The sequence below is a fragment of the Alloalcanivorax mobilis genome (assembly GCF_002864685.1).
GTDB lineage: Bacteria > Pseudomonadota > Gammaproteobacteria > Pseudomonadales > Alcanivoracaceae > Alloalcanivorax > Alloalcanivorax mobilis.
In genome coordinates this window covers 1-23858 of record NZ_NMQZ01000004.1, presented here as the reverse complement: position 1 = coordinate 23858, position 23858 = coordinate 1, and the positions used below count along the sequence as shown (strand labels likewise).

Here is a 23858-nt window from a genome sequence, read left to right as displayed (position 1 = left end):
TCACTGTTCCTGCTTGGGCTTGGGCGCGCGCTGGCTGAACCGGCGGCCCAGCACTTCCTCGGCGATGCGGTTCTTAAGAATTTCCAGGGAACCGCCAGCGATCTGCCAGCCCCGGGTCCGTTTGAAGCAATGCTCCACCAGGGTCTCCGTGGAGTAGCCCATGCCGCCCAGGATCTGCATCGATTCATTGGCGCATTCAAACCCGGCCAGGTTACAGGCGAGCTTGGCCACCGAGGTTTCGTAGGGCGACGGCAGGCCACGGTCGGCGTTGGTGGCGGCGCGATAAAGCAGGAACTGGGCGGCGTCCAGTTTCATCGCCATCTCCGCGAATTTCCATTGGATGCCCTGGAACTCACAGATCGGCCGACCGAACTGTTCGCGCACCAGAGCATGATCGCGCGCCACATTGAACGCATGCCGGCCCAGCGCCAGGGCGCGGGAAGAATTGCCAATGCGCTCCACATTGAACCCGGAAATCTGTTTTTTGAATCCGCCCGGGCCAAGCAATACATTCTTCTTCGGCACCCGGCAGTTGTCGAAATACAGCGGCGACCATTCCTCTCCACTCATGAACGCGGAAGGCTTACCCACCTCGAACCCCTCGGTGCCACGCTCAACGATCACCGAGCCAATCCCGCCCACGCCCGGCCCGAAGCGCACGTAGATCAGGTAGGCGGTGGCGTCCGGGCTGTGCGTGGAGAACACCTTGCTGCCGTTAATAATATAGTGATCACCGTCTTCCCGGGCGGAGGTTTTCAGTTCGGTGGCGGCGGAACCGGCGTCCGGTTCGCTCATGCCCAGCGCCAGCAATTGCTTGCCGGCCAGCAGGTCGGGCAGGAACCGTTCCTTGAGTTGTGGCTCGGCGTATTCGGCGAACGTGCGGATGGCACCGAAGTTGCCCGCCTGAACCACATCGGCGCTTTTCGGGCATACCAACGCCAGTTCCTGAATGGCGATCACCGCGTCCATCAGGGTACCGCCGATGCCGCCGTCCGCTTCATCAACGAGGATGCCCAGCAAGCCCTGGCCGGCAAGCAGTCTGGCGATGTCCCACGGATAGGAAGGATCGTGGGCGCGCTCCAGCGCGCCGTCGGCGAGCTTATCCCGAGCGAAGCGCCGCACCTGATCGGCGAACACCTGCTGGTCTTCTGTTAACTGAAAGTTCATGATAGAAGATCGGTCCTGTGATGAATGCGTAGTTGGCTCTATTGTCGGCGTCGCGAAAAATCACGCCACTTCACAGATGTAAACTCGGCATAACTTGTTGGTATAAAGGTCCGATGAGCCGCACCGTACCGCCCCTTAATCCACTCCGTGTTTTCGAATGCGCCGCGCGCCACGGCAGCTTCACCAAAGCCGCTGACGAGCTGTTCGTGAGCCAATCCGCGGTGAGTCGCCAAATCGCCACGCTGGAAGACTATCTGAGCGTGAAGCTGTTCGTGCGCGAGCAGGGCGGCGTGCGTCTGACTCCGGAGGGCGAGCGCTACCAACGGGAAATCGGCCCGGCCTTCGCCTCGATTGCCTCGGCCACGGACAGACTGCGCAGAACCACCGCCGCCTCGCCACTGAAACTGCGCGTGTACGCCACCTTCGCCGCCAAGTGGTTGATTCGCCGGCTCAACGATTTTCACGCCCGCAACCCGGGAATTCATGTGCGCATCAGCACCAGCGTGGCGCCGGTGACGTTCGCCAAGGACGACGTCGACGGCGCCATTCAGTTCGGCGACGGCAACTGGGTGGACGGCGATGCGGAGTTTCTGTTCGGCGACCAAATCGAGCCGGTGTGCAGCCCCTCGCTGCTGGCCGCCGGCCCGGCCCTGTCCAACCCCCAGGACCTGTTTCAGCACCGCCTGCTGCATTCACGTTATCGCCGCATCGACTGGCAGGACTGGCTTTCCAGCGTCGGGCTGAGACTTCCGGATGAAACCGAACCGATGATCTTCCCCAGTTCCCTACTCACTTATCAGGCCGCCATGGACGGGCTCGGCGTGGCCATCGGCCAAGTGCGCATGCTGCAATCGGAGTTCAAGACCGGCACCCTGATACGGCCATTCCAACGGCCGCTGGAGCGGGACCTGGCGCATTATTTTGTTTTGCCCAAAGGCGTTGAGCCTTCCTCCAAACTGCGCATTTTCCGCGATTGGTTGCGCCAGGAAATTGAAAACGAAGAGCTGCTCTGAACCGTCTCCCCGCCCGCTTTAACCGCCATTACGCCGCCCATCCCGGCGTATAACAACACCTCATGCCGACATTCGAAATGCGCGGTGTCGCCGCTTCGGGGATGACGCTAGCTTATAGCTGACCGATTACGGCTCACTCCCTCCCCGAGGCATGAGGAGAACAACAATGAAGAAAAAAGTCGCCCTGATCGCGGGCGTCGGTGGCACCTGTGGCGCCAACCTGGCAGAAATGCTGCTGGCCGACGCCAGTGAGGGCTGGCAGGTCATCGGTTTGTCGCGCACCCGCCCGGAGCTGAAAGTCGACATCGACCACCGGCCGGTGGATCTTCTCGACCCGTCCCAGTGCGAGACCGGCCTGGGCGATCTGAGCGCGGTCACTCACATCTTCTGGACCGCGCTGCTGAACGGCAAAACCCGCGAAGAAGAGAATCAGCTCAACGCGCGCATGTTCGTTAATTTCATGGACGCCGCTTTGCCGCGCATTGATGCGCTTGAACATGTGCATGTGCTAGAAGGCGTCAAACAGTACGGCTACGACCTGGGCCCCTACAAGACCCCGTGCCGCGAAGACGACCCGGCCGGCCAGCCGCCGTACTTCTATGTGGATCAACACGCCTACACCTTGAAATGCCAGCAGGGCGCTGATTGGGGATGGTCCACCACGCGCCCGGGCGCGGTGTGCGGCTATTCCTACGGCGGTCGCATCAACCTGATGACGGTATTGGCCGCCTACGCCACGATCATGAAAGAACTGGGCGAGCCGCTGTATTTCCCCGGTGACGAGGCGACTTTCAATGCGCTTACCTTCGCCACCGACGTGGGCCTGCTCAACCGCATGATGGTGTGGGCCTCCACCGATCCTCGTGCCGCCAACCAGGCCTTCAATGCCGCCAATGGCGATCACTTCCGCTGGTGCCATATGTGGCCGGCGATCGCCGCCATGTTCGATATGCCCGCCGGGCCGGTGCGCACCACCCGCCTGACCGAGTTCATGGCCGACAAAGGCCCGCTCTGGCAGAGCATTATCGAAAAGCATGGTCTGGAAAAAACCGAGCTTCAGAAAATCGCGCCCTGGGGTTACGCGGACACCGTTTTCCGCCGCTATTGGGACAACGGCATCAGCACCGTCAAAGCCAACCAATTCGGTTTCACCGAAATGATCGACAGCTACCAGATGATGCAGCGCATCTTCGATGAGTTCCGCGCCCAGCGGGTGATTCCCTGATCACCCGGCCGGTTCGCTCCGTATTCATAAAAAGGAGAGCACTCCAATGAGAACATTGAAATCCAAGGTCCTGGCGCTCACCGCGCTGGCGACGTTTTCGATCTTTTCCGCTGCCATTCAGGCGGCGCCATTGAAAATCGCGGGCATGGTGCCTCTGTCGGGCGCGTCCGCCGCCACCGGGGAGCTGTACGTTCAAGCAATGACCTACGTGGTGAATCGCTTCAACGAAAACGGTGGCTGGCACGGCGAGCCGATCAAACTCGAATTCTATGACACCCAGGAATCCACCGGCGTTGCCTCCGACCGCTTTCAGCAGGCGGTCGCCGAGGGCATGAATATCATTGCCCAGGGTGGCGGCTCCTCGGTGGCGGCGTCGTTGTCCGGCGATGTGCGCCGCTGGAATCGCCGTCATCCGGACCAGCAGGTACTCAGCTTCACGATGGGCGGCGAAGCCGCCGGCCTGACTGGCGAGAACTGTCATTTCCATCATTTCCGCTTCGCCACCACCGCGGCGATCCGCGTTCAGGCGTTGATGGAAGCGATGAGCAAGACCGGCGCCCTCGGCGAAAAGGTTTACGCCATCAATCAGGACTACAGCTGGGGGCACGAAATGCAGGAGGCGATTCTCGCCAACGCCGACAAGTACGATTATGAAGTGGTCGGCAAATCCCTGCACGCCACCAACAAGCTCGCGGACTTTTCTCCCTACGCGCTGCAGAGTCAGCGCTCGGGCGCGCAAACCGTGGTCACCGGCAACTGGTCCCGGGACCTGCTGCTGTTGCTCAAGGCGATTGACCAAAGCGGCGTGGACGCCAACCTGGCCACCGTCTATCTGGATCAGCCGGGCAGCATCGCCGCCGCCGGCAGCGCCGCCGAAGGCAGTTACATCGCCCAGGTGTTCAACGCCGAGGCCGCCAAGGAAAAAGGCGCCGCGTACATGGAGGATTTCAAAAAGCGCATTGGCACCTACCCGGCCGGGCTGGGCAACAACGGCGTGATTTCCATGATGATGCTCACCAAGGCGCTGTCCAGCCTGCCCAAGCAAGACAGCATTGATGTCAACCGGATTGCCCTGGCGCTGGAAAAAGCCCAGGTCGATGATTGGCCCACCGGCACCCTGACCATGCGCGCTTCGGATCATCAGTTGTTGCTGCCGCTGGTGGTCTCCAAGGTCAGCAAGGATGCCCGGTACAAGATCGACAATACTGAATATGGCTTCAAGCCGGTTCAGTTGCTCAGCGCCGAGCAGGCCCGCGTGCCGGCCGACGCCAGTTGCGAGATGCAACGCCCCTAGGGGGCCTAGCCTGGAAGCCTGAGCGCTCAAGGGGTTTTCAACGGTTCCCAAATGACGGTCGGCGGCGCCGCTGAGCGTGCCGCCGGCCTGGTCGAGGTCCTGACGGGTTGGTTATGGATTATTTTCTCGTTTCTCTTTTGAACGGCGTTATTTATGGCTTGATGCTGTTCATGGTCAGCTCCGGGCTGACATTGATTTTCGGCATGATGGGCGTGCTCAACTTTGCCCATGCCTCTTTCTATATGATCGGCGCGTACATCGGCTATTTGTGCAGCCTGCATCTGGGTTTTTACGCCGGCCTGGTGATCGCACCGCTGGTGGTGGGCGCGCTGGGCGTGTTCAGCGAACGGCTTCTTCTGCGCCGGGTACGGCCCCAGGGGCACACCCATGAATTGCTGCTGACCTTCGGCCTGTTCTTTATTTTTGAAGAGGTCATCAAAGTCTTTTTTGGCAATTTCGCCGTGCCTTATCAAGTGCCCGCCGGTCTCGACTTCGCCGCCTTCAGCGTCGGCAGCATCGAATATCCCTTTTACCGCCTGTTCATTGGCGTGGTGGCGCTGGTCATGTTCGTGGCCATCCTCGCGGTGCTGCAGCTCACCCGTCTTGGCATCGTAGTGCGCGCCGCCGTGCACCGCTCCGACATGGTCGCCGCCCTGGGCCATAACGTGCCCACCGTCTTCACTGCTCTGTTTGGCGGCGGCGCCGCCCTGGCCGGCCTCGCCGGCGCGGTGGCCGGCGCGTTCTTCCCCACCTCACCAACCATGGCCTCGGACCTGGGCACGCTGGTGTTCGTGGTGGTGGTGATCGGCGGCCTGGGCTCTTTGTCCGGTGCCGTGGTGGGCGCTCTGTTGATTGGCGTGGTGACCAGCTTCGCGGTGGGGCTGAATGTGTCCCTCGCCAGCCTCGCGGCCTCCCTCGGCCTGGGCGACACCCTCACGCAAATGGGCGGCCTGTTCACCGTCAGCCTGTCGTCGCTGGCGGGCACCATCCCCTATCTGCTGATGTTGCTGATTCTGCTGCTGCGGCCTTCCGGACTGCTGGGGGAACGCTCATGAGCCGCGTTATGTCTTCGCCTGTGGCTCGCTACGCATGGCTGGCGGCCACCCTGCTGTTGCTGGTGCTGTTGCCGCTCACCGACAGCGCCACCCTGATCAACGTGGCCACCAAGTGCCTGATCGCCGGTCTGTTCGCCATGGGTTTCAATCTGCTCTGGGGACAAATGGGGCTGCTCTCGTTTGGCCACGCCGCCTATCTGGGCATTGGCACCTTCGCCACCTTGCACATGATGAACGCCATCGATGAAGGCTGGGGTTTGCCCGCGCCCCTGCTGCCGGTTCTGGCCGGCGCGCTGGGCGTTGTGGTGGGGGCGCTGATGGGCTGGTTCGCCAGCCGCCGCACCGGCATTTATTTCGCCATGATCACCCTGGCGGTGGCGGAGCTGACCCATGTGATCGCCGACAAATGGCAGGGCTTTTTTGGCGGCGAGGCCGGGGTGCGCTCGATTCGGACCGACTGGTGGCTGTTCGGCTTTCAGGACGCCACGTCGGTCTATTACTACTGTTTGGTGTGGAGCGTGCTGTTGGTGATCGCGCTGTGGGCGCTGCTGCGCAGCCCGTTCGGGCTGCTGATGTACGCATTGCGCGAAAACGAGGAGCGGGTGCGCTTTCTCGGTTACCGCACGCATTCCATCAAGGTGGTCGGCTTCGCGGTGTCCGCCGGGGTGTCGGCGGTGGCCGGCAGCCTGATGGCATTCATGAACGAGTCCGCCAATGCTTCCATGTTCGCCACGCTGACCTCCGCGGAGGTGGTGTTGAACACCGTGATCGGCGGCTCGGCGGTGTTTCTCGGTCCGGCGCTGGGCGCGGCCTTCAACACCTTGTTCGGTTATTACATTGGCGGGCTGTCGCATTTCTGGTTGCTCTACCAAGGGCTGATTTTCGTATTGGTGATCATGTACGCCCCCGGCGGGCTGGGCGGGCTGTTCAGCGGCGCCACCCGCCAGGCGCGCGAAGGCCGTCTGGCGCACCACGCTCCCGCCTACGCGGTCGGCGCCCTGGCCAGCCTGCTGATCGCCGTGGCCACCATCACCGTGGTGGAGCTGGTAGGCACCGTGATGGGCAGCTCTTATCGGGTGCTGCGTCTGACCAGCGGCGAGACCTGGCCGCCGGTGTCGCTGTGGGGCATCGACTGGCACCCGCTGGGCATCGGCACCTTCACCTTCGTGCTGGTGCTGATCGGCGCCGGCACCGTATTGCTACGCTGGGCCATGGCCAGTCATCGCCAGGCCCTGGATCGTATCGGGAGTGAAACATGACATCGGCGTTGTGTTTAACCGGAGTACAAAAGCGCTTCGGCGCCACCGAAGTGCTGAAAAATGTCGACCTGGATATCCGCGAGGGCGAGCGGCATGCGTTGCTGGGCCCCAACGGGGCCGGCAAGTCGACGCTGTTCAATCTGATATCCGGCCGCGACCGGCCCAGCGCCGGCTCGATCACCCTGTTCGATCAGGAGATCGCCGGGCTGACACCGGCGCGCGTCAACCGGCTGGGGCTGGGGCGTTCCTTTCAGATCACCAATGTGGTGGCCGGGGTGTCGGTGCGCGACAATCTGCTGCTCGGCGTCATGGGCCTGCATGGCCGGCGCTGGCCCTTTAGCCGCCGGGGCCAGGCCTGGCGGCGCATCGAGGAAAGTGTCGATGAGGTGCTGGAACGCATGCGCCTGAGCAGCGAGCGTGACCGGCTCGCCGGCGACCTGACCTATTCGCAACAGCGCTCATTGGAAATCGGCATGACCCTGGCTACCGGGCCGCGCGTGATCCTGCTCGACGAACCCACCGCCGGCATGTCCCGCGAAGAAACCAGCCACACCATCGAACTGATCGAGCAGGCCACCGTGGGCAAGACCCTGCTGATCGTCGAGCACGATATGGAAGTGGTGTTCCGCTTGGCCGATCGCATCTCGGTGCTGGTGTACGGTTCGGTATTGAGCACCGGCACGCCGGAGCAGATTCGCGCCGACGCGCGCGTGCAAGAAGCCTATCTCGGGGAGGCCACCGCCTGATGCTGACCGTCAACGACCTGCACGCCCACTACGGCAAAAGCCATGTGCTCAACGGCGTGCGCTACCAACTCAAACCCGGCGAGATCGGCACCATTCTTGGCCGCAACGGTTCCGGCCGCTCGACACTGTGCAAGTCGATCATCGGCCTGCTGCCGCCCACGTCCGGCTCGGTGAACCTGGGCGGACGCGAACTGGCCGGCCGCGCGCCCCACGAGGTGTCCCGCGCCGGCATCGGCTATGTGCCCGAGGAGCGCGAGATTTTTCTTAATCTGAGTGTCGACGAAAACATGACCATCGGGCGCAAAAAAGGCATCCCCGGAGCGCCGACCTGGACACCGGAGGAACTGTACGATCTGTTCCCGCGCCTGCGCGAACGCCGCCGCGTCAAGGCCGGCAGCCTGTCCGGCGGCGAGCAGCAAATGCTGACCATGTTCCGCACTCTGCTCGGCAACCCATTGATGATCCTCATTGATGAGCCCACCGAGGGGCTGGCGCCGAAGATCGTCGGCGTGGTGCGCGATACGGTGCTGGAAATGAAACGCCGTGGCATCGGCGTGCTGCTGCTGGAGCAGAAGTTGTCACTGGCGTTGCAGATTGCCGACCACGTGGCGGTGATGGGCCACGGCGAAATCGTCTTCGAGGGCAGCGTGGAAGAGTTCCGCGCCAACCACGAGGTGCGCACTCGCTGGCTGGAGGTGTCTTGAATCCGGGCGTCGGACGTCGGACGTCGGACGTCAGACGTCAGACGCCCTGTATCAAGCCGCCCGCACGCGCCGGTGGGGCGCCAGATTGAGCTCGCCTTCCACGCCTTCGCTGTCGAAATAAGGCCGGTCGCCCTTGATCGTTACCCGGTAACCACTGCGCACTTCCGGGTAGTAATCCCACATGGCGTAATGTTGCACGCAGCGGTTATCCCAAAAGGCGATGGAGTTCTTGCGCCAGTTGAAGCGGCAATGAAACTGGGGCTGGGCAATGTGATTGAAAAGGAATTTCAGCAACGCGTCGCTTTCGTCTTTATTCAGCCCGACGATGCGAGTGGTGAACCCGGAATTCACATACAGTGACTGGCGGCCACTTTCCGGGTGCGTGCGGATCACCGGATGCTCATGCTCAGGGAAAGCGTTCTGGGTGTCCTCTCGCTGGCCTTTTCCGGTCTGATAATAGCCACGGTAAACGTGCTCACCGGAATGCACCGCCTTGCAACTTTTCAAAAATTCCTTCATGCGCGGCGACAGCGCATCGTAGGCGGCGTACATGCTGGAAAACAGCGTATCACCGCCGCATTCGGGCACCGTGTGCAGGCGCAGAATGCTGGCCATTGGTGGTTCTTCATCGCAGGACACATCGGTGTGCCAGGCTTCGCCGGCCACGTAGCGGGAGTGTTCATCGGCGTGGATCGGCAGCACCTCCGGGTGACCTTCTGGCGATTTGGCCGCCGGGTGCACATGCAGTTCGCCGAAGCGGCGACCGAACGCCTTGTGCTGATCCAGGGTCATGTCCTGATCGCGAAAAAAAATCACCTGGTTGTCCACCAGGGCCCGGCGAATCTCCGCCAGGGTGTCCTCTTCCAGTTCCTGGCTCAGATCCACGCCGTGAATTTCCGCGCCCAGGCGCGGGGTGACTTTGCGGACTTCAATATTGCGATACGACATCGGTTGTTCTCCTTTTTGTCGGAAAGTCTCAGGGAGTCTCTTCCTCCTTCAGCCAGGCGGCGCATGCACCGCCGAGCAAATTGATATGGCTGTCGATCAGCATGGTGATCACCACCTGACGCGGCAGATGCCCGGCCGGCTTTTGCGCTAGCCGCTCGGCGCTCTCCCAATCGGCCAGCACATTGATGCCCATGCCGATCAGAAAGCGCATTCGTTGCACCACTACCCAGGCCGGCAGCTCGGGCAGGATGTCGATCGCCACCAGCTCGGTTTCACGCACCGCGTTGTCGTTCCAGCCGCTCAGTGATTTGGCGTTGCGCCAGGCCGGGCTGCGATACCACTGAGCCATCAGTTGCACGTAGCAGGAGGGCTTTTCCGGGGTGGTCAGGGTGGCCGCGAACGGCAATACCATCGCCTCCGCCAAGCCTTGTACGGCGGCCACTCCGTCACCGCGATTGATGGTGGCCAGCCGCGCCCGGCGGTCGGCGATAATGGCGTCCCAATGGCGGCGCAGCACCGCCAGCAGCAGCCCCTCTTCGGAGCCAAAGTGATAGTTGATCACCGAGGCGTTTTTCTCACCGGCTTCCTTGCGGATGCGGTTCAGCGACACCGAGCCCAGCCCCTCGTCCGCCCACAGACGCTCAGCGGTATCGATCAAGCGGTCGCGGGTTTCGTTCTCGCTGCGGCGGGGCGCGCGTGGATTACGGGCTGCACTCACGGTCATCCTCCGGTGTCGACGCAATCAATGAGACTTCATTAATCTTGATTCAAAGACTAGGCCTGGCGAGGAAGGGGTGTCAAGGGTGGGCGGACGCTTGACGCTAGACGCCGGACGCCGGACGCCGGACGCTAAACCCGGTGCGGAGATCGATGGGGTGTTTCCTGGAATGCCTCCGCGAACCTATCTGTTTGCACGGGGTCTCGCAGAAAACACACCAAGCCTGGCAGACGCGGGTTTAGCGTCTGGCGTCTGGCGTCTGGCGTCCGGCGTCCGGCGTCCGGCGTCCGGCGTCAGACGTCTAACGCCCTAAAGCGTATTACACAAATGCGCGCCATCCACCGGAAGGGCGGCGCCGCTCATGTAGCTGGAAGCGTCGGAGGCGAGCAACAGCAGTGGGCCGACCAGTTCGTCGATCTGCCCGAGGCGGTGATAGGGAATCCGCTTGATCAGCTTGGCGCCGTGGGGCCCCTGGAAGAATTCGCGGTTGATGTCGGTTTCAAAATAGCCCGGGCAAATGGCGTTGCAGCGGATGTTGTAGCGGGCGTAATCCAGGGCGATGGACTGTGTCAGTTGCACCACCGCGGCTTTCGAGGCGGTGTAGGGGGCGAGCATGGCGCCGACCCGCAGCCCCAGAATCGAAGCGATGTTGATCAGGTTGCCGGGGCGCTCGTCGCGACGCCATTGCTGGATCGCGAACTTGCTGACCGCCCAGACCCCATTGAGGTTGGTGTCGATCACCGCGTTCCAATCCTCGGCGTCGATCCGGTCGGTGCTGCCTTCGCGGGTAATGCCGGCGTTGTTGACCACCACGTCCAGGGCGGGCATGTCGGCGAACGCCTTCTCCACACTGGCGTGGTCGGCCACGTCCATGGGCACCACCAGGGCTTCGCGACCGAGATCGCGCACCGCTTGCGCGGTCTGCTCAAGTTTCTCGACGCGGCGGGCGGCCAGCACCAGATCGGCGCCCTGCTTGGCCAGGGCAACGGCGAAATGGGCGCCAAACCCACTGGACGCGCCGGTGATCAGAACCCGTTTACCGGTCATTTCAAACATGGTTTTCTCCTCTCCTGGCGCCCGCTTCAGGCGGCGCGCAAACGATAAACACCGGCCCTCGTTGTACCCGCGAACGGCGGGCGAGGGCTCGGCGAAAGGGACGATTGTGCCTTGTGTCGAGGAACAGCGCGACGATCCGCGCCAAAAGCCAACGCGCGGGCGGATCAGCCGCCTGGGAGCCTCTGAACAACGCCCTGATAAAAACTGGGTGGGTGACCGGTCCAACGGCGGAAGGCACGGGTAAAATTGCTGGGCTCGGCGTAACCGAGCAGGTCGGCGACCTGCTGCACCGGCAGGTTGTCTTGCAGATAGCGCACCGCGCGGGCCATGCGCACTTCGTCGAGCAGGTCGCGATAGCCCACGCCGACGGCGGCCAGATAGCGGCGCAGGGTGCGCGAGGTGAGATGAAAGCTGGCCGCCAGTTGATCGAGGCTGGGCAACATCCCTTCAGCCTGCATTAGCCGGGCGCGCACCCGCGAGGCCCAGTCCTGATCAGCTTCCAGGCGCAGCAGTTCCTGTTCGCACTTCTGCGCCGCCATTTGCCGGGAAGTGGGGTCGGCCAGGGAAAACGGCTCGGCCATCAGCGCGGCGGGGAAGCACAGCGCCGCCACCGGCTGGCCGAAGCGCACCGGCATCCCCAGCACCTGCGGGTAGCGCGCCGCGTGCGGCGGTGCCGCGTAGGGCAGCTCCAGGGTGGCGTCGCGGAAGCGACCGGCGAGCAGGTAACGCAACCCGCTGACCAGGGCGGCGGTCACCACCTCCAGATAAGGCACGCGGATATCGCCGAGCGGATAAGGCTCGGCGAGGCAGAAGCGTACCCCATCGCCTTGCACCCGCAGGCGCGGCAAACACAGCCGGGTGCGGGTGCGGAAATAACGCTCAAGCAGGCCCAACGCCTCGCCCAGATTGGCACTGCTGATCGCCGCGTAGCCGAGCAGGCCATGCGCGGTGACCGTTAACTGCCGGCCCAGCGCCAGGCCGATGGCCGCATCGCCGGTCATCGCGCGGGCGCCGTCCATGACCCGGCGGAACTGCTCGAAACGCAGCGCCGGCGCCGGGCTGTACACCTGCTCGGCAGTCAGTCCCATCTGCTTCAGTAAGTCTGCGGTGTCGAGGCCGAACTCCTCCACCAGCTCCAGAAGATTGCGCACGTAGTTCACCGGGATCGGCGTGCGATCAGTGACCAGGCTGGCGAAGACGGGCGGCGGCGTATTCATCCGGGAAAGATACACCTGTTCGCGGCTTTGTCCGAAAATGACAGGTGCTTGTCCAGCGCGGCTCTTTGCCCTGGCCGGCGGCGCCCGGTGGATGTGCTGGCCCTGCGCGCGCGATTGCGCTGACGGCGGCGCCAAGGGCCGTTACCATGGCGGCCACTGTCCACCGCCGAGCATCCGCCATGGCCCGCGTCCGCGCCCTCTACACCGCCGCTGAAAAGCGTGCGCCGATTCACCGCCAGCCGGCGGTCCAGGTCCGCTCGGGCTGTGGCATCGTCGGCGACCGCCACTACCGCCGGGGCAACGCCCCGGAACAGCAGATCACCCTGATCGAATGGGAGCAGGTGCGCGCTTTCGCCGAGCGCCACGGCGCCCCGGTCGACCCGGCCACGTTGCGGCGCAACGTGCTCACCGAAGGTCTGGCGTTGAACGACTTGCCGGGCCGCCGCTTCCAGGTCGGCGATGTGCTGTTGCGCGGCGTCGAGCTGTGCGAGCCGTGCACGGTGGTGGGGCATTTGCTGGCGCGTCCCGGGCTGGCGCCACGCGAGGTGATCCGCTCACTGCTGGGCCGTGGCGGGTTGCGCGCGGAGATTCTCGGCACCGGCGTGATCCGTGAAGGCGATCACATCGACATCAATCCGGAGCCGCGCCCATGAACGAGATCGAACAACGCACCCGGCAATGGCTGGAGCAGGCGGTGATCGGCCTGGGGCTGTGCCCGTTCGCGAGTCAGCCCTATGGCCGCGACCAGGTGGCGATCGTGGTCAGCGACGCCACCGGCGAGGCGCAACTGCTGGCGCAGCTGAGCGCCGAACTGCGGCGGCTCGACGACAGCGCCGCCGGCGAGCGCGAGACCACCCTGCTGGTGGTGCCGGCGATGCTCGCCGATTTCCTCGATTACAATGATTTTCTCGATCAGGTGGACGCGCTGCTGGAAAATCATGGCGACGGCGACGCCTATCAGGTCGCCAGCTTCCACCCCGCCTACCAGTTCGCCGGCACCGCCCCCGGCGACGCGGAAAACTACACCAACCGGGCGCCGTATCCGATTCTGCACATACTGCGCGAAGACAGCCTGAGCCGGGCCCTGGAGCACTACCCGGACGCGGACCAGATTCCCGAACGCAACATCGAGGCAATGAACCGCCTGGGCGCGGCCGCGCTCAAGCGGCTGTTCGCCGGCTGGCGCGCGCCCTGAATCAGGCGTCCGCGCCCACCGACGCCACTTCCGCCGCGCTCAGTTGACGCCATTCACCGGGCGCCAGGGCCGGGTCCAGTTCGATTGCCCCGACCGCTTCGCGATGCAGCGCCACCACCCGATTGCCGACCGCCGCCAGCATCCGTTTTACCTGGTGGTAACGGCCCTCTTCCAGGCTTAACAACAGGCCGCCCGAGTCGAGCCGTTGCACCCCGGCGGGGCGGGTCGGGCGTGGGTTGTCCTTGAGCACCACGCCGTCGGCCAGTTGCCGGGCCTGGCTGTCGCTGAGCGGCTCGGCGGTGGTCACCCGGTAGCGCTTGGCGCAGCGCTGGCGGGGCGCGGTGAGGCGGTGCGACCAGTCACCGTCGCTGGTCAGCAGCAGCAGGCCGGTGGTGTCGCGGTCAAGCCGGCCGACGATGCGCAGATTCTCGCGCTCGGCGCCAGGCAGCAGGTCCATCACGGTGGGCAGAGTGCCGTCGCGGGTGGCGCACACCACCCCGGCGGGCTTGTGGATCATCAGGTAACGGTGGCCGGGCAATGCCAGCGGCTGGCCATCCAGCAGCACCCGGTCGGCGGCGGCCACCGCGGTGTTGGCTTTGCCGGCCCGCGGCTGGCCGGTGCCATCAAGCAGCGCCACCCGGCCGGCGCGAATCAGCGCCTTGGCCTGCTTGCGGGTCACGCCAGCGGCGTGGGCCACAAAGAAATCCAGACGCACGGAAGTCTCGCTCATCTCCACCACACTCATCGCAACGGTGCTTGTCTCAACCGCCCCTTCCGGCAACGGTGATTCCAACACCCCTTATTTCAACAGAAGGCCGCCCTCAATGGGCACGAACTGGTCAGCGGCGCGGGCCAGGGCGGCGGCGGTGAGCGCCTGCACGCCGTAGACCTCCACCCGGCAGCCGTGTTTGGCGCGGATGTGCTCGGCGAGAATGGCGAAGTCACCGTCGCCGGAGGCCAGCACGATCACGTCCGCGTCGGCGGCCTGTTCCAGGATATCGATGGTGATGCCCACGTCCCAATCGCCTTTCGCCGAGCCGTCGGCGCGTTGCACGAACGGCTTGAGCTTCACGTTGAAACCGATGGCGCGCAGGATGTTCTGGAACTGCCGTTGCTTTTCGTCGCCCCGGTCCACCGCGTAGGCGTGGGCGGCGACCACCTGGCGGCCGCCGGTGACGCGCGCCCAGAGCGCGTTGTAATCCACGTTGCTCTGGAACGTCTGCCGGGCGGTGTAATAGAGATTCTGCACGTCCACGAACACCGCCACGCGGGTCATGGGCGCGGCTCCGGCAGCGGCTCGAGGCCCAGGCTCTCGCGGTACAGCCCTTCCAGTTTGGCGCGCGACCAGGGCGTGCGGCGCAGAAACGCCAGGCTGGATTTCACGCTCGGCTGAAATTGAAAGCAGCGGATCGGCAGCCGCCGCGCCAGCTCCGGCCAGCCCAGCGTTTCCTGCAGCTCGGTGACCATGCGCTCAAGGGTAATGCCGTGCAAAGGGTCGTTGCGGTGAGCGTCGTGATGGCCCGTGGTCATGGCGGGGTCTCCGGGTCCTGGCGGCACAGATGAATTTCCTGATCGGTGAGGGGGCGATACTGCCCGGGGGCGAGGGCCGGGTCCAGCACGATCGGGCCGATGCGCTCGCGGTGCAACGCCACCACCCGGTTATTGAAATGGCCAAACAGCCGCTTGACGTGATGATAGCGCCCTTCGCTCAGGGTCAGGCGGGCCTCGTACCGACCCAGGGTTTCGAGCACGGCGGGCCGCGTGGTCAGGTCCTCATAGCGAAAATGAAGGCCGGCGGCGAAAGTCGCCGCGTAATGGTCTTCGATCGGGTCTTCGGTGCGCACCCGGTAAACCTTGGGCCAGTGCCCACCCGGGCGGGTCAGCCGGCGCGACCAGTGGCCATCGTTGGTGAGCAGCAGCAAACCGGTGGTATTGAAATCCAGCCGGCCCGCCAGGTGCAGTTCGTCGCTTTCACCGTCGATCAGATCCAGCACCGTCGGGTGCCGTGGGTCGAAAGTGGCACTGACACAGCCGGTGGGTTTATGCAGCATCAGATAGCGCGCCTGCTTGCCCTGCAGCGGTTCGTCATCCAGCACGATCCGGCTGAAGCCGTCCACCGGGTGGTGGCCGTCGCGCACCGGCCGGCCATCCACCGTTACCCGGCCGGCGGCCAGCAGCCGCCGCACGGTGCGCCGGCCCAGCGCCCGGTGCTGGCCGAGAAAGCGATCCAGCCTCATTCCACTATTACCTCGTGCCGTGCTCTTCGCCGTGGGGGTCGGGCTGGTATGATACGCGCTTCGCCACCGCCGCCGCTCCGGAGCCTCGATGTCCAATCTCAACCCGCGCCAACAGGAAGCCGTACTGTACACGGATGGCCCCCTGCTGGTCCTGGCGGGCGCCGGCTCCGGCAAGACCAGCGTGATCACCCGCAAGATCGCCTGGCTGATCCAGGAGCGGGGCGTGCCGGCGCGGCGCATCGCCGCGGTGACCTTCACCAATAAAGCCGCCCGGGAAATGAAAGAGCGGGTGCAGGCGCTGGCCAGCCGTGGCCAGACCCGCGGGCTGATTGTGTCCACCTTCCACAACCTGGGGCTGCGCATCCTCAAAAGCGAACTGGCGGCGTGCGGGTTGCGGCGCGGCTTCTCGATTCTCGACCAGGCGGACAGCAAGGAAATTCTCAAGGAAATCCTGTTGCAGGGCGAGTCGGAAAAAGACGCCGCCGCGGTGGACGGAGTGCAAAAGCGCATCTCGGACTGGAAAAACGAACTGATTCTCCCCGATCAGGCCGTCAGCCATGCCAGCAGCGACGACGAACTGCGCGCGGCGATGGCCTACAGCGGTTACAACCGCATGCTGCGCGCCTGCAACGCGGTGGATTTCGATGATCTGATCCTGATGCCAGCGGACATGTTCCGCGCCCAGCCCCGAATTCTCGAGAAGTGGCGCCATCGCATTCAGTATCTGCTGGTGGACGAGTATCAGGACACTAACGGCGCCCAGTACGAGCTGGTGCGCATGCTGGCGCTGCCCGAGGGCCACTTCACCGTGGTCGGCGACGACGATCAGTCGATCTACGCCTGGCGCGGCGCGCGCCCGGAGAATCTGGCCCGGCTGCAGGACGACTGGCCGGCGCTCAAGGTAGTGAAACTGGAGCAGAACTACCGCTCCACCGGACGCATTCTGAAAGCCGCCAACACGGTGATCGCCAATAACCCCCATGTGTTTGAAAAAAGCCTGTGGTCGGATTACGGCTTCGGCGGGCCGATCCGTATCGCGGCGATGCGTGACGAAGACGGCGAGACCGATTGGATCGCCGGCGACCTGTTCCATCGCCGTTTGCAGGGGGGCCTGCACTGGCGGGATTTCGCGGTGCTCTACCGGGGCAATTTCCAGTCCCGCATTCTGGAAATGAAGCTGCAATCGCTGCAAATCCCCTACAAGGTGTCCGGCGGCACCAGCTTTTTCGCGCGCAGCGAAATCAAGGATCTGATGTGCTACCTGCGGCTGCTGGTCAACCCGGACGACGACAACGCCTTCCTGCGCATCATCAACACGCCGCGCCGGGAAATCGGCCCGGCCACGCTGGAGCGGCTGGCCGGCTGGGCGGCGCAGCGCGAACAAGGCCTCTACCATGTGTGTGAAGACCTGGGCCTGGCCGAGGTGATGCCCGCCAAGGCGCTGGAGAAGCTCGGCGAATTCAAACGCTGGCTGGATCAGAAACGGCGCTTCTGCTTTGGCCACAACAGTCTGCAGGCGGTCAATGAGCTGATCACCGAGATGAAATACGAAGACTGGATCATGCAGAACGCCTCCAGCCCGCGCATCGGCGAAAAGCGCATGCAGAATGTCTGGCAGTTGGTCAGAAACATTCAACGCATGCTGGAAAAACAAGAAGAAGACGACGACGGCGCCACCGACCTGGAGGCGGTGATCAGCAAGCTGGTGCTGATGGACATGCTCGAACAACAGGACCAGGAAGACGATTCCGACCGCGTCCAGTTAATGACGCTGCACGCCTCCAAGGGCCTGGAGTTTCCCCATGTCTACATGATGGGCGTGGAAGAAGAGCTGCTGCCGCACCGCACCAGCATCGAAGAAGACAACATCGTCGAGGAACGGCGCCTGATGTACGTGGGCATTACCCGCGCCCGCGAGACGCTGACCATGACCCAGGCGCGCACCCGCAAACAGTACGGCGAGAAGATCGACACCCTGCCCAGCCGCTTTATTGAAGAGCTGCCCCAGGACGACCTGCACTACATTGGCGAAGGGTTCGAGAAAGACGAAAAGCAGGAAACCCAGGCCGCCGAAGCGAGCATCGCCAATCTGCGCGCCCTGCTCGACTGAGCGGCGCACGCACCGCACACAAAACGGCCGGGACAAGCCCGGCCGTTTGGTTACTGCACGTTGTCGCGTTACTTGCTGTTGTCGACCATGTACTGAACGGTGTTCTTGATCTCTTCATCGGAGCAATCGGAGCACATGCCCTTGGGCGGCATCGCGTTGAAGCCTTCGATGGCGTGCTTGACCAGGGTGTCCATGCCTTTGGCCACGTGCGGCTTCCAAGAGGCCGCGTCACCGAACACCGGGGCGCCGGCGGCGCCGGTACCGTGACAGGCGGCGCAGTGGCCGTTATAGACGGTTTCGCCATCGCGCGGCTCGCCGGAGGCGCCACCGGAAGCGGCCACGGCGGTGCCGCAGTCCTCGCCTTGCACGCAAACGCTGCCGACCGGCTTGAGACGCTGCTCTACCGCCCGATCGCTGAGAATGGAGCGCTCACCCAGGGGGTAAGGAGAAATGTCCTGGGTACTGGTGGCCGCCGCGACACCGGCAAACAACGTGGCCATCAGAACGAGACTGGCAGTCAGCATTTTCTTCACGATTACACCTCTGATTTCAGTAATTTGTCAGAGGTCGGAAGCCTCTGGGGAACCTCTGGACGGCGGCGATTATACCCCTAGAAAACACGGGGACAAAATGGCTGTTTGCCAGCACCGGAGAATCACAGCCCGCTGACCTCCACCCGCAACAGCGAAAGCGTGAAACAGCTGCCTTTGCCGGGCTCGCTCCGCACCTGGATATCGCCACCGTGACGCTCGGTGACCACCTTGACGAAACGCAGCCCCAGGCCGGCGCCACGAGTGCGCCCCCCGCCACTGTTGCTGGCGCGGCTGAAGCGCTCGAACAGGCGATCCTGGAAGCCTTCGGGGATGCCCACCCCCTGGTCACGCACCTCGCAGAGCACCCGGCCGTCTTCGGCGGCCAGGCTGACCTCCACCTGACCACCTTCGTGGCTGTATTTGATGGCGTTGGTCAGCAGATTGACCACCAGCCGCTCAAGCAACTCGTTGTTGCCCCGCACCCACACATCCTGATCCGGGTCGTAATTGAAGCGCAGGGCGATATTGCGGGTCTGGGCCTGGATCTGCACCTGATCGATGGCCGATTCCACCACATCGAGCATGTCCTGCTCGACCATCTCCACCGCTTCGTCGGCCTCGACCCGGGCCAGTTGCAGGAATTGCTCCGCGATGTTCAGGTTGCGGTGCGCGTAATGTTCCACGTTATCGAGAAACTCACGCAGTTTTTCGCCCTGCTCGCCGTGGCGCATCTTGCCGATCAATGCCAGCACCGAGACCATCGGCGAGCGCAGGTCGTGGGACAGGAAATCCAGCATTTCGGTGCGCGTGCGCATCGCCTGTTTGACGTCGGAAATGTCCTTGAGGCTGATGATCAGCATGCGCCCGGGCTGGTCGCCGGCGTGCACCAGAATCATGTCCAGGTAGAGGTCCATGCCACGGTGGTTGCGGCACTCCTTCTGCACCCGCCCGTCGGCGAGCACCTCCTGGAGCAGCTCCAACCAGCCCCGCTCACCGCTGAATTCCAGCTCGCGGCCGATGTCCGCCAGCCCCAGGGTGTCTTGGCCCACGCCTTCCAGGCTGAGCAGATAGGCCGCCTGGGGGTTAATAAACACCACGCCGCCGCAAGCGTCGGCGATCAGCACGCCCTCGCTCATCTGCGCCAGGCCGACCTGGAAGAAGCGGGTCAGCGCCTGCTGGCGCTGCTCCTCGTCACGCAGGCGCTCGACGTGCTTTTCCATCACTTCGAAACGGGGACCCTGCTGGGAACGGCGATTCTCGGTGCGCGCCAGCATCGCCCGAATCCAGTAATCGTAGGTGTCCGCGTCCAGCCCCTGGCGCCACACCACCCAGAGCTCGTAGCGCTTGCCCTCGTGCCGGAACGGATAGCGGCGCGCCAGCGGCCCGCGCCAATCCACCGGCGCCAGTTTCTCACCGCCGGATACCGCGGACGCGCCACCCTGGGTGTCCAGCCGCCAGGCGCGCAACGGCATCACCTGGTCGAGCATGCGCAACATCCGCGACAGCGGCGCCGGCTCGGTGAGCCGGCGGTTCAGGTCGCTGTGCTCGGAGAGCCGCTCCAGCGCATTGCGCATATACGCCATCGAGTACTCAAGCCGGCGCCAGGTCCACAGCGGGTAGGCCACCAGAGCCGCGATCAACGCCGAGGACGGCGGGAACCACAGATCGAACAGCACCATCAGCCCCAGACAGGTGCCCAGTGTCAGCAGCATTGAACCGATCACCAGCGGGATGCTCCAGCGCGGCAGCACGAACGGCAGCGCCAACGGTGCCAGCAACGCCAGCAGCAGGCTCAGCAACAACGCCGGCAGGGTATCCATGCCACGAATCAGCCGGTCGTCGCGCAGCGCATCGAAAATATTGGCGTTGATCTCCACGCCGGACATCAATTCACCCTGGCCGGCGGTGGGGGTGGGCAGCATATCGCCAAGCCCCGAGGCGGTGGCGCCAATGAACACGAACTGACCTTTGATCAGATCGTCCGGCACCCGCCCTTCCAGCAGATCCACCGCCGACACCTGGGGGTAGGTCCCGGCGCCGCCGGTGAACGGAATAAAGCGGGGGTATTTGCGCACATTGGCGAGCCCGGCGAAGCTCTGCTCTTCACCGGCGGCGTAGACGTCCGGCGAAAGCAGCCCCTCGCCCTCAAGCAATGCCTGGGTGATGTGCGGCCACCAGGGCTGGCCGATGCCCGAGCGCAGGAACACCGAACGCGCCACGCCGTCGCCATCCAACTCCAGATCCACGTGCCCCAGGCCCTTGGCGACCCGGGCAAAGGGCGCGTGCGGCAGCACTTCGATCAACTGCCCGCCGGAGCGCAACTGCTCCACATGCACCGGCAAATAGACGTGGCCGTCGTTGGCGATCGCCTCGGTCAGGGCCTGGTCGGATTTCGGATGAGCCCGGTCCGGCTCGGAGAGGATCAGATCCATGAGAATGGCGCGCGCGCCCTGCTTATGGAGCTGATTGATGATCTGGGCATGCACTCGGCGATCCCAGGGCCAGCGGCCGATCTCGCGCAGGCTGTATTCGTCGATGCCGACGATCACCACGTCACCGGAGGGCTCCACCGGCACCATCTGCATCATATTGTCGTAGAGATAGCGGTTCAGGAACGACAACGCCCCGCTGATCATCAACAGTATGCAAAGGCCGGCCACCACCATCAGCACCGACAGGTGCTCGACCAGGTAACGTTTTTGTTCGGAGCCAAATTTCGGCATGGTGTCCTATAAACGTCAAAACCAGGGCCATGACCCCGACGAAAATCCGCGAATCCGTTTTGTTATCGCTGTCCCTGACGATTCCCGGCCCACGCGCGCCCTCTGGTACAGTAACCGCCCGGTTGGGCGTGTCCAGCCTGAAATCACGATTTTCCCCGTGGCGGCGTTCAACGACGCACATAAAGCGCCGTGGCGCCCGATTGGGGCGATTTCAGGAAAGCGTAGCGAATGAAAAACGGGCCGCTGGCACACCGCCGCCGCGCCCTGCCCCTCGGCGAGACGTGCCGGCTCCAGCCACCAACCGCCTGACTGATCAGACATCGCCGACCGCAGGATACAGCATCCGCGCACCGCGCAACATCACTTGGGGGTTGAATCGCCCGCCGCCGGCGGGTCGCCGGCGCGAGCCAGGGCAGCAACAACAAGGCCGGCGGGGCAGCGCCCGTCCGGCCAGGACGGACCTTATTCGTCCATCGGTTCGAGCCGATAACCGTGCTGGTACACGGTCTTGATTCGATAGCCGCGCTCCGGCCGGATCTGCAGGCTGCGCCGAATCCGGCTGATGTGCACATCCACGGTACGGGATTCAATCGGCGTCATGATGCCCCACACCTTCTCAAGCAGGTGCGCCCGGGACATCAACTTGCCCACGTTCTGAAACAAATAACAGGCCAGCTCGTAGTCCTTATCGGTGAGCTTGACCGCTTCCTCCTCCAGGAGGATCTGTCGACGACCCCGATCGATCGTCCAGGGACCCACTGTAATCATTCCTTGATCATCCATGTCGCCCACGCCGGCCCGACGCCCCAATGCGGAGAGGCGGGCAAGAAGCTCCGCTTGTTTGACAGGTTTCACCATGTAGTCATCCGCTCCCTGGGTCAGCGCCCCGACAATCGATGACTCATCATCGCGCTGTGTGGCAAACAGCACCGGGGTCCGGTTACCGCTGGCTCTGACCTCACCCAACACGGCGTAACCGCTCATGTCGGGGACTTCCCAGTCAAGCAACAGCAGATCGAAGGTGTCTCGCCGCAGCAGACTCATGAACTCGCGTCCACTGGCGAGATGCATGCAGGTATGCCCGGCTTCCCGAAGCCAGTGAGTGACCAGCTCCGCTTGGGCGTAATCGTCTTCCAGGTAAGCTATGCGCACCGTGTTTACTCCATCCTTTGACGCTGAAGGTTACCCAAACCACACTGCAACAGCGGGAAAAGATTGTAAAATGGCGAGCCCGACCCGCGTGCGCCGGGCCCGCGCCATCATGCGTTGGCGGTCATCTTCAAACCCACCACGCCGGCGATGATCAGCCCCATGAACAACAACCGCCCGGCGTTGAGCGGATCGTGAAACAGCAGCACACCCAGCAACGTGATGCCCACCGCGCCCAGCCCGGTCCATACCGCGTAGGCCGTGCCCACCGGAATACCGCGCATGGCGTACGACAAGGCCAGCATGTTGAGCGCCGTCAACGCCAGCGAAGAGCCCACCGACAGCACCCCGGGCTGCACCTGAATCCACTTCAGGCTCATCGCCCAGGCGATCTCCACCAGCACCGCCGCCAGCAACACCCACCAGTAAGGGGTCATTGAATACCTCCCAATACCGGGCTCATTGAGACACGGCCCCGCCGGAAACCCGTAAGAGACAGACCCGCCGCCCACCGCACGCACCGGCGGGCGGCGGCATTATACGCACCCCTCCCCGCCCCACCCAATCCATGGACTCCCCCCGCACAACCGGCTATCATGCGCCTCCGAAATCAACACCCAGGCCCGTCAAGGCCGGAAGACCGGCCCAGCGAACGGCCGGGAGCGTTAACGGCGCACCGCGTCGTCAGGCTGTTCGGAGCGCACCGAACGTGCTAACGCAGAAAAAAGTTTTGCGCCCCTGGATAGCTCAGCTGGGCGCAGCCGGACCAGCGAAAGCATGCTTTCGCCCGGCGGAGCGCCCCTTGCCCTGCCAGGCAAGGGGCCGGACCGGCGAACGCCGGGAGCGTTAACGGCGCATCGCGTCGTCAGGCTGTTCGGAGCGCACCGAACGTGCTAACGCAGAAAAAAGTTTTGCGCCCGTAGCTCAGCTGGATAGAGCGTTGCCCTCCGGAGGCAAAGGTCAGAGGTTCGAATCCTCTCGGGCGTACCAAATAAAAAAGGGCCACCCCTCGCGGGTGGCCCTTTTTTATTTGGTGGGCCTGAGCGGCTCATTCCAACCTCTCAGGTTCGATTATCTCGCTTTACAAGCGAGATAACGACGAGCGGCACAACGTGCCGCGAAGCCCCGCAGGGGGCGAACCGGCAAAAAGCCGGTTCGATCCATCCTCACGGAGGCATGAAACACCTTCGCTACTCCCCTCACCCCTCCCGGGTGACCCTTTTTATGGTTCATCGCGGAATAGCGGGAATTTACTCAATGCCGATCCATTTCCCATCGCCGCTGACGCCCTGTTGGGCGTTTTACTTGATTCGTGGCGTTGCCACTCACCCTTCGGGCCGCCTTCGGCGTTCCAGCCGCAAGCGGCTGGTCTTGCTTGTCCAAGATAGTAAACACATCCCGCGCAGCGGGTGAACGCACGCAGTGCGGGCCGTAGGCCGGAGCGAAGCCCCCTCTTTTTTTATGAAGGGAAGGAAGGACACCCCGTTGTGTCGCCCTTCGGGTGCCCTT

At 63.7% G+C, this 23858-nt stretch carries 23 protein-coding genes and 1 tRNA gene; 11 read left to right on the top strand and 13 right to left on the bottom strand.

Annotation, left to right across the window (positions count from 1 at the left end; translation table 11 throughout):
• Positions 1-1167, bottom strand: a complete 1167-nt coding sequence (locus CGS25_RS03870; RefSeq protein WP_101674645.1) for an acyl-CoA dehydrogenase family protein — start codon at positions 1165-1167, stop codon at positions 1-3.
• A gap of 113 nt (positions 1168-1280) precedes the next feature.
• Here CGS25_RS03870 and gcvA point away from each other — a divergent pair, with 113 nt between their 5' ends.
• From gcvA to CGS25_RS03835, 7 genes are all read left to right on the top strand, one after another.
• Positions 1281-2180, top strand: a complete 900-nt coding sequence (gene gcvA / locus CGS25_RS03865; protein WP_101674644.1) for a transcriptional regulator GcvA — start codon at positions 1281-1283, stop codon at positions 2178-2180.
• Between the two features lie 166 nt (positions 2181-2346).
• A complete protein-coding gene (locus CGS25_RS03860; RefSeq protein ID WP_089033681.1) occupies positions 2347-3405 on the top strand; it encodes an NAD-dependent epimerase/dehydratase family protein in 1059 nt (352 codons plus the stop codon).
• 46 nt (positions 3406-3451) lie between these two features.
• Positions 3452-4699, top strand: a complete 1248-nt coding sequence (locus tag CGS25_RS03855) for an ABC transporter substrate-binding protein (protein WP_101674643.1) — start codon at positions 3452-3454, stop codon at positions 4697-4699.
• 113 nt (positions 4700-4812) lie between these two features.
• Positions 4813-5754, top strand: coding sequence for a branched-chain amino acid ABC transporter permease (locus CGS25_RS03850; protein WP_089033683.1), 942 nt, complete (start codon positions 4813-4815; stop codon positions 5752-5754).
• A gap of 8 nt (positions 5755-5762) precedes the next feature.
• The gene (locus CGS25_RS03845; RefSeq protein WP_157933781.1) at positions 5763-7013 is read left to right on the top strand and encodes a branched-chain amino acid ABC transporter permease; all 1251 of its coding nucleotides are present in this window, start codon (positions 5763-5765) and stop codon (positions 7011-7013) included.
• Positions 7010-7759 (top strand): ABC transporter ATP-binding protein, encoded by a 750-nt coding sequence (locus CGS25_RS03840; RefSeq protein ID WP_101674641.1) that lies wholly within the window; start codon positions 7010-7012, stop codon positions 7757-7759. Before CGS25_RS03845 ends, CGS25_RS03840 begins: the two co-directional genes overlap by 4 nt.
• Positions 7759-8463 (top strand): ABC transporter ATP-binding protein, encoded by a 705-nt coding sequence (locus tag CGS25_RS03835; RefSeq protein WP_101674640.1) that lies wholly within the window; start codon positions 7759-7761, stop codon positions 8461-8463. Before CGS25_RS03840 ends, CGS25_RS03835 begins: the two co-directional genes overlap by 1 nt.
• A 51-nt stretch (positions 8464-8514) precedes the next feature.
• Here CGS25_RS03835 and CGS25_RS03830 read toward each other — a convergent pair whose 3' ends face one another.
• The 4 genes from CGS25_RS03830 to CGS25_RS03810 form a co-directional block, all read right to left on the bottom strand.
• Positions 8515-9411, bottom strand: coding sequence for a TauD/TfdA dioxygenase family protein (locus CGS25_RS03830; protein ID WP_101674639.1), 897 nt, complete (start codon positions 9409-9411; stop codon positions 8515-8517).
• A 28-nt stretch (positions 9412-9439) separates the two neighbouring features.
• Positions 9440-10129 (bottom strand): TetR/AcrR family transcriptional regulator, encoded by a 690-nt coding sequence (locus CGS25_RS03825; RefSeq protein ID WP_157933780.1) that lies wholly within the window; start codon positions 10127-10129, stop codon positions 9440-9442.
• A gap of 309 nt (positions 10130-10438) precedes the next feature.
• Positions 10439-11185: an SDR family NAD(P)-dependent oxidoreductase gene (locus tag CGS25_RS03815; protein WP_101674638.1), complete on the bottom strand. Its 747-nt coding sequence runs from the start codon at positions 11183-11185 to the stop codon at positions 10439-10441.
• Between the two features lie 164 nt (positions 11186-11349).
• On the bottom strand, positions 11350-12402 hold the full coding sequence (locus CGS25_RS03810) for an AraC family transcriptional regulator (RefSeq protein WP_101674637.1): 1053 nt from the start codon (positions 12400-12402) through the stop codon (positions 11350-11352).
• Between the two features lie 179 nt (positions 12403-12581).
• Here CGS25_RS03810 and CGS25_RS03805 point away from each other — a divergent pair, with 179 nt between their 5' ends.
• Together CGS25_RS03805 and CGS25_RS03800 are read left to right on the top strand one after the other, a co-directional pair.
• Positions 12582-13055, top strand: coding sequence for an MOSC domain-containing protein (locus CGS25_RS03805; RefSeq protein WP_101674636.1), 474 nt, complete (start codon positions 12582-12584; stop codon positions 13053-13055).
• Positions 13052-13597: a DUF1415 domain-containing protein gene (locus tag CGS25_RS03800; protein WP_101674635.1), complete on the top strand. Its 546-nt coding sequence runs from the start codon at positions 13052-13054 to the stop codon at positions 13595-13597. Before CGS25_RS03805 ends, CGS25_RS03800 begins: the two co-directional genes overlap by 4 nt.
• Before the next feature lies 1 nt (position 13598).
• Here the strand turns inward: CGS25_RS03800 and CGS25_RS03795 are convergent, their stop codons facing one another.
• From CGS25_RS03795 to CGS25_RS03780, 4 genes are all read right to left on the bottom strand, one after another.
• On the bottom strand, positions 13599-14327 hold the full coding sequence (locus CGS25_RS03795; RefSeq protein ID WP_232802246.1) for a pseudouridine synthase: 729 nt from the start codon (positions 14325-14327) through the stop codon (positions 13599-13601).
• A gap of 69 nt (positions 14328-14396) precedes the next feature.
• Positions 14397-14873, bottom strand: a complete 477-nt coding sequence (locus CGS25_RS03790; protein WP_101674634.1) for a LabA-like NYN domain-containing protein — start codon at positions 14871-14873, stop codon at positions 14397-14399.
• Positions 14870-15127 (bottom strand): VF530 family protein, encoded by a 258-nt coding sequence (locus CGS25_RS03785; protein ID WP_101674633.1) that lies wholly within the window; start codon positions 15125-15127, stop codon positions 14870-14872. Before CGS25_RS03785 ends, CGS25_RS03790 begins: the two co-directional genes overlap by 4 nt.
• Entirely contained in the window at positions 15124-15834 is a 711-nt protein-coding gene (locus CGS25_RS03780; RefSeq protein ID WP_101674632.1) for a pseudouridine synthase, read from the bottom strand. Before CGS25_RS03780 ends, CGS25_RS03785 begins: the two co-directional genes overlap by 4 nt.
• Before the next feature lie 88 nt (positions 15835-15922).
• Here CGS25_RS03780 and rep point away from each other — a divergent pair, with 88 nt between their 5' ends.
• Entirely contained in the window at positions 15923-17944 is a 2022-nt protein-coding gene (rep, locus tag CGS25_RS03775; protein WP_089033696.1) for a DNA helicase Rep, read from the top strand.
• A 68-nt stretch (positions 17945-18012) separates the two neighbouring features.
• Here the strand turns inward: rep and CGS25_RS03770 are convergent, their stop codons facing one another.
• The 4 genes from CGS25_RS03770 to CGS25_RS03755 all read right to left on the bottom strand — a co-directional run bounded on the left by CGS25_RS03770 (position 18013) and on the right by CGS25_RS03755 (position 22786).
• Complete coding sequence (locus CGS25_RS03770) at positions 18013-18468, bottom strand: c-type cytochrome (RefSeq protein WP_089033697.1); 456 nt, start codon at positions 18466-18468, stop codon at positions 18013-18015.
• Positions 18469-18599: 131 nt separating this feature from the next.
• A complete protein-coding gene (locus CGS25_RS03765; RefSeq protein WP_089033698.1) occupies positions 18600-21200 on the bottom strand; it encodes a CHASE2 domain-containing protein in 2601 nt (866 codons plus the stop codon).
• 462 nt (positions 21201-21662) lie between these two features.
• Positions 21663-22352: a response regulator transcription factor gene (locus tag CGS25_RS03760; protein ID WP_089033699.1), complete on the bottom strand. Its 690-nt coding sequence runs from the start codon at positions 22350-22352 to the stop codon at positions 21663-21665.
• Between the two features lie 107 nt (positions 22353-22459).
• Complete coding sequence (locus CGS25_RS03755) at positions 22460-22786, bottom strand: DMT family transporter (RefSeq protein WP_089033700.1); 327 nt, start codon at positions 22784-22786, stop codon at positions 22460-22462.
• Between the two features lie 476 nt (positions 22787-23262).
• Between CGS25_RS03755 and CGS25_RS03750 the strand changes: the two genes are divergently transcribed.
• Positions 23263-23339, top strand: a tRNA-Arg gene (locus CGS25_RS03750).
• Positions 23340-23858: the final 519 nt, after the last annotated feature.